Here is a 5,363-nt window from a genome sequence, read left to right on the forward strand (position 1 = left end):
GTCTCCTTCTCCTGCTTCTTGAGTAATATCTTCTGTTTCAATGTCTTCTGTTGCTTGTAGACTCAAACTGCCTATTGTTCCGTCAGATCTGATTTCAACATCATAAGTGTCTATTGAACCATCTGTCGCTTCTACATTAATTTCCCCGGCACTTGTTGTACCGATGGAACTTAAATCTCCTGTACCGACTTCTGTTCCGTTGATAATAATACTGCCACTACTTCCTTCTGGAGCTTCTGTTGTTACATTTTCTGTGTTGACTTCTGCTGTTTGGCTCTGAATGGTTAAGTCTCCACTTTCTGTCATACCATAAGATGATACGTTGGCTAGGTTGACGCTTTCTGAGGCGTTGAGTTGTACGTCGCCTCCTATTCCTTGCTCTGAGAAAGAGTCTATATCTCCTCCAGTGGCATCTATATTACCTATTCCACTTTCTATTGTGACATCTCCTCCCTGTTGCAGTCCTTCGGAACGAATACCTCTAATGGTTATGGTTCCTGGGGATGTGAGGGTTATATTTCCGGCTGTTCCTTCTGTGGAAAATGTGTTTAAGTCGTCTTGGACGTTGATACTATTCTCGCTGCTACTATGAATTGTAATATCTCCTCCTTGTTGAGTTCCCTGGGATAGTATGGTGTTGATTTCAACGTGGCCTGCTCCGTCGATGTTGACGCTTCCGGCTGTTCCTTGTTCTGAGAATGTTTCTATGGCTTGGGTGGCGGTGATTTTTCCTTGTTGGCTGGTGATGGTAATATCTCCTCCTGTGGTAGGTTTGGTTGTGTTGAGGGCGCTGGCTTCTAGTTTGCCTGTGGTGATGTTGCCTAGGGCTTCTATGGTGATTTTGCCGGAGCCGTCTGGGGAACGGGAGTTAATGGTGCTGGCGGTGGTGTCTATTGTGCCGTTGTTGCTCTTGATACTGATGTCTCCGGCAAAACCTTGGGTGGCTTCTCCTTCTGGTTTGGGTATGAGGGTGAAGTTGTTGTTGTCGTTGAATTCTAGTCTTTCTCTGACGAAGCCTGATGCTAGGTCTATTTGACCTGTTTCTATGGTATGATCGGCGGTAATTTCTATTTTTCCTGTGTCGCCAATGTTTGCACCGGAATATATTCTGGCTGTGGTGGTATTAATGTTGCTGCCTGCTTCTAATATTATGTCTCCTCCTTTACCTGGGTTGTCGGTTTCACTGTCGGTTGCCACTTCTGAGGCGGAGATAATATTGCTGTTTTCTGTGAGGTTGATTTCTCCTCCTGCTTTAATGTTAATTTGACCGCCGTTACCATCGGCAAAGGAGGAGATGTTACTGGTGGTAATGTCTCCTTGGGGGGCACTTAGGTTAACGTTTCCTCCGTCGCCTCTTCCTGAATAGTTGGCTAGGGTGCTGTTGCTTGTGTCTATGTTTCCCGTTGCGGCTGTGATGTTGATTTGACCACCTTTTTGTTGGCCGTGGGAACTGATGATGTTGGTGGTGACGTTGGTTTGGGCGTTGAGGGTGACATCTCCGGCGTTGCCTTTTTCTGAGAATGATTGAATTGGTTGGGTGGCGTTGATTTCTCCTTCTGTGCTGGTGATGATGATGTGGTTTCCATCTGCTGCTTGTGTTTTATTGTTGGCTGAGGAGGTGATGATGCCTGTGGTTATGTTTGATTGGGCGGTTATTTCTATTGAGCCTGCTTTTCCGATGGCTGTTTCGGTGCTTTGGGCTGAGATGGTGCTGTTTTCGGCTGTGAGGGAGCCTGTGTTGATGGTGATGTTGCCTCCTGCTCCGGTGCTTGTGGTTTCTGTGATTATTTGACCGTTTAGTTCAAGTTTTTCTGTGGGGTTGATGTTGATGTCCCCTCCATCTCCCTCGTTGGAGGTGGCTGCTGATATGGTAGTACCTTCGGCTATGGTGAGGTTTTGGGTTTCGATGTTAATTTCTCCGGCGTTGCCTGCTCCTGTGGTTTCTGTGGTTATTTGGCCGTTGAGTTCAAATGTTTCTGTGGGGTTGATGTTGATGCTGCCTCCGGTTCCGTCATTGGAGGTGGCTGCTGATATGGTAGTACCTTCGGCTATGGTGAGATTTTTGGTGTCGATGTTAATTTCTCCGGCGTTGCCTTTGCCTTGAGTTTCTACTGTAATTTGACCGTCTCCTGTAATATTTATGCTTTCTGGGGCCAATAAATTGATGTCGCCTCCGTTGCCAGAGGAGAAGGTGCGGGCTGAGATGAAGCCATTGTTGCTGAAGGTTATATCTAGGTCTGGGTTGTCAGAGTATGGTTTGATGGTAAGAGTACCTGCTGTTGCTTCTCCTTGGGTTTCGGCAAATATTCCTAATTCTCCTGAGATGTTGAGGGTGTTGCTAAATATGCTGATCTTTGCGCCTTCTTCTGTGTTGGTGGCTCCTTCTAGTGCTGTGGCACTGATGGAGGTGTTGTTACCTATGGTGAGTGTTGGGGATTTGATTTCTATTTTTCCGGCTGCTCCACCGCTGTTGGTTTCGGCGGATATATTGACTCCTTCACTCAGGGTAAGGTTTTGGGTGTCGATGTTAATTTCACCTGCATTACCTGTACCTGTGGTTTCGACTGAGATTTTTCCGTCTCCTGTAATGTTTATACTTTCTGGGGCAGTAATATCAATGTTACCTCCGTTGCCAGAGGAGAAGGTGCGGGCTGAGATGAAGCCTGAGTTGCTGAAGGTTATATCTAGGTCTGGGTTGTCAGAGTATGGTTGGATGGTAAGGGTACCTGCTGTTGCTTCTCCTTTGGTTTCGGCGAATATTCCTAGTTCCCCAGAAATGTTCAGCTCATTACTAAATATCCTAATATTTCCCCCACCTTCTTCTGTGTTGCTGGAGTTTTCTTTGGCTGTGGCACTAATTTGTGTATTTTCGCCGATGGTGAGTTGAGGAGATTTGATTTCTATATTTCCGGCTGCTCCAGCACTGTCGGTTTCTGCCGAAATACTAACTCCTCCACTCAAGCTCAGGTTTTGAGTATCAATGTTAATGTCACCTGCCTTGCCTTCTCCTGTGGTTTCGACTGAGATTTTGCCGTCTCCTGTGATGTCTATGGTTTCTGGGGCGGTAATATCAATGTTACCTCCATCACCTGTGGAGGTGGTACGAGCGGAGATGAAGCCAGAGTTGCTGAAGATTATATCTAGGTCTGGGTTGTCGTTGTAGGGTTTGAGGGTAAGGGTGCCTGCGGGTGCTTCTCCTTGAGTTTCGGCGAATATTCCTAGTTCTCCTGAAATGTTGAGAGTGTTGCTAAATATGCTGATGTTTCCGCCTTCTTCTTCTGTGTTGGTTGCTCCTTCTAGTGCTGTGGCACTGATGGAGGCGTTTTCTCCTATGGTTACTTCTGGGGAGTTGATTTCAATATTTCCTGCTGCTCCGGTGCTGTTGGTTTCTGTGGTTATGCTTGTTCCTGTTTCTAGGTTGAAACTATTGGTGTTGATCTTGATATCTCCGGCGTCTCCAACTCCAGTGGTGGAGGCTGAGATGGATATGCCGTCTGTTATTGTTAGGTTTTGGGTTTCTATTTGAATTTCACCTGCATTACCGATGTTATTTGTGGTAACTCTGATAGTTCCATCTATAACGTTTGTTGTTTCTGGATTTCCTGTGATATTTATGGTTTCTGGGGCACTAATAGATATATTGCCTCCGTTGCCTGTGGAACTGGTAGAAGCGGAGATGAAGCCTTGGTTGCTGAAGTTGATGTCTAGGTTGGGGTTGTCATTGTAGGTTTTGATGGTGAGTGTACCTGCGTCTGCTTCTCCTGCTGTTTCAGCGAATATTCCTAAGGTGCCTGAGATGTTGAGGGTATTGGCAAATATGTCAATTTTGCCTTTTTCTTCTTCTGTGTTAGTGGTGTTGGTGGAGTCGGCGGTGACTGTGGCGCTTATTTGAGCGTTTTCTCCGATGTCTATGGTATTGGCTTGGATGTTGATTTTGCCTGGTGCTCCTGCTGCATTGGTTTCTGTAGTAAGGCTAGTGTTTTCGTCTAGGTTTAGGTTTCCAGCTTCGATGTTGATGTTGCCTGCGTTGCCTTTGCCTTGAGTGTCGGCTTGGAGTCGGCTTTTATTTGTTATTTGGATGTCTTGGGGGGTTTTGAGGGTAATTTCTCCGGCGTTTCCTTTGGCGTTGGTAGTGCTGAGGATCTTGCTGTCGTTGAATGTTATTGCGCCCCCTTGGCTTTCGATGGTAACGTTTCCGGCGCGTTGCTTACCTTTGGTGTCGCTTTCAATGTTGACGTTGTTGAGGTTGATATTGCCTGGGCTCTTGATGGAGACATCGCCTGATTGGCCTTGTTCTGCTCCTACGTCTATTTGTATCTCCCTGCCCAAGCTATCTTTTACAGTTACTTGTTTGCTGGTAAGAATTGATGAGTCATTTAGTTGAAGGTTTCTTTGTGGTTGACTTTCTATTGTCACCTGCCCTGATTTTCCGTGGGTAGATAGTGTAAATATTTCTGTGTTGCTGAGGTTATTAGTAGTAATGTTAACGTTTCCACCATCTCCTGAGTTGTTTATTCCTATTGAGAATGTATTGATTGCTTGTTGTTCTGTATCTCCGTCTTCTGGAAAGTCAAATTTTATTGTTTGTGCATTTAGAGAAATATCTCCTCCATTTCCTGAATTAACGGAGGAAGAATTAATGTCTGCTGTGCTGATATCCCCTTCTGCCTCAATATAAATGGCTCCTCCATCCCCTGAGTTAACAGAGGAAGCATTAGAACTCGAACTAATGCTTCCTGTATTGATATCACCACTCTGAGTCGAGATTGTGATATCTCCCCCATCCCCATCCCCATCATCACCGTAAAATGAGGAATCAATGTTTGCTGTATTGATATCACCACTCTGAGTCGAGATTGTGATATCTCCTCCATCCCCATTCCCATCACTGTAAAATCGGGAATCAATGCTTGCTGTATTGATATCACCACTCTGAGTCGAGATTGTGATATCTCCCCCATCCCCATCCCCATCATCACCGTCAAAGTGGGAATCAATGTTTGCCGTATTGATATCACCGCTCTGAGTCAAGATTATGATATTTCCTCCATTCCCATTCCCATCACTGTAAAACCGGGAGTCAATGCTTGCTGTATTGATATCACCACTCTGAGTCGAGATTGTGATATCTCCTCCATCACCATTCCCATAACCGTCAAAGTGGGAATCAATGTTTGATGTATTGATATCACCAGTCTGAGCAGAGATTGTGATATCTCCCCCATTCCCCCCATAATCAGAAGAGGAACCGGAATCAATGTTTGATGTATTGATGTCACCAGTCTGAGTCGAGATTGCGATATTTCCTCCATCTCCCTGCTGGGAAGAGGAAGTGAACGATGTAGTATTGATATCACCAGTCT

At 45.5% G+C, this 5,363-nt stretch carries 1 protein-coding gene; it reads right to left on the bottom strand.

Annotated features, from left to right (window positions below):
• Window positions 1-5,363 (bottom strand): beta strand repeat-containing protein (locus tag ACP6PL_RS25785; RefSeq protein WP_426548192.1); only part of this gene is annotated, 5,363 nt, incomplete at both ends.

The organism is Dapis purpurea BLCC-M126 (genome assembly GCF_050015975.1).
GTDB lineage: Bacteria > Cyanobacteriota > Cyanobacteriia > Cyanobacteriales > Microcoleaceae > Trichodesmium.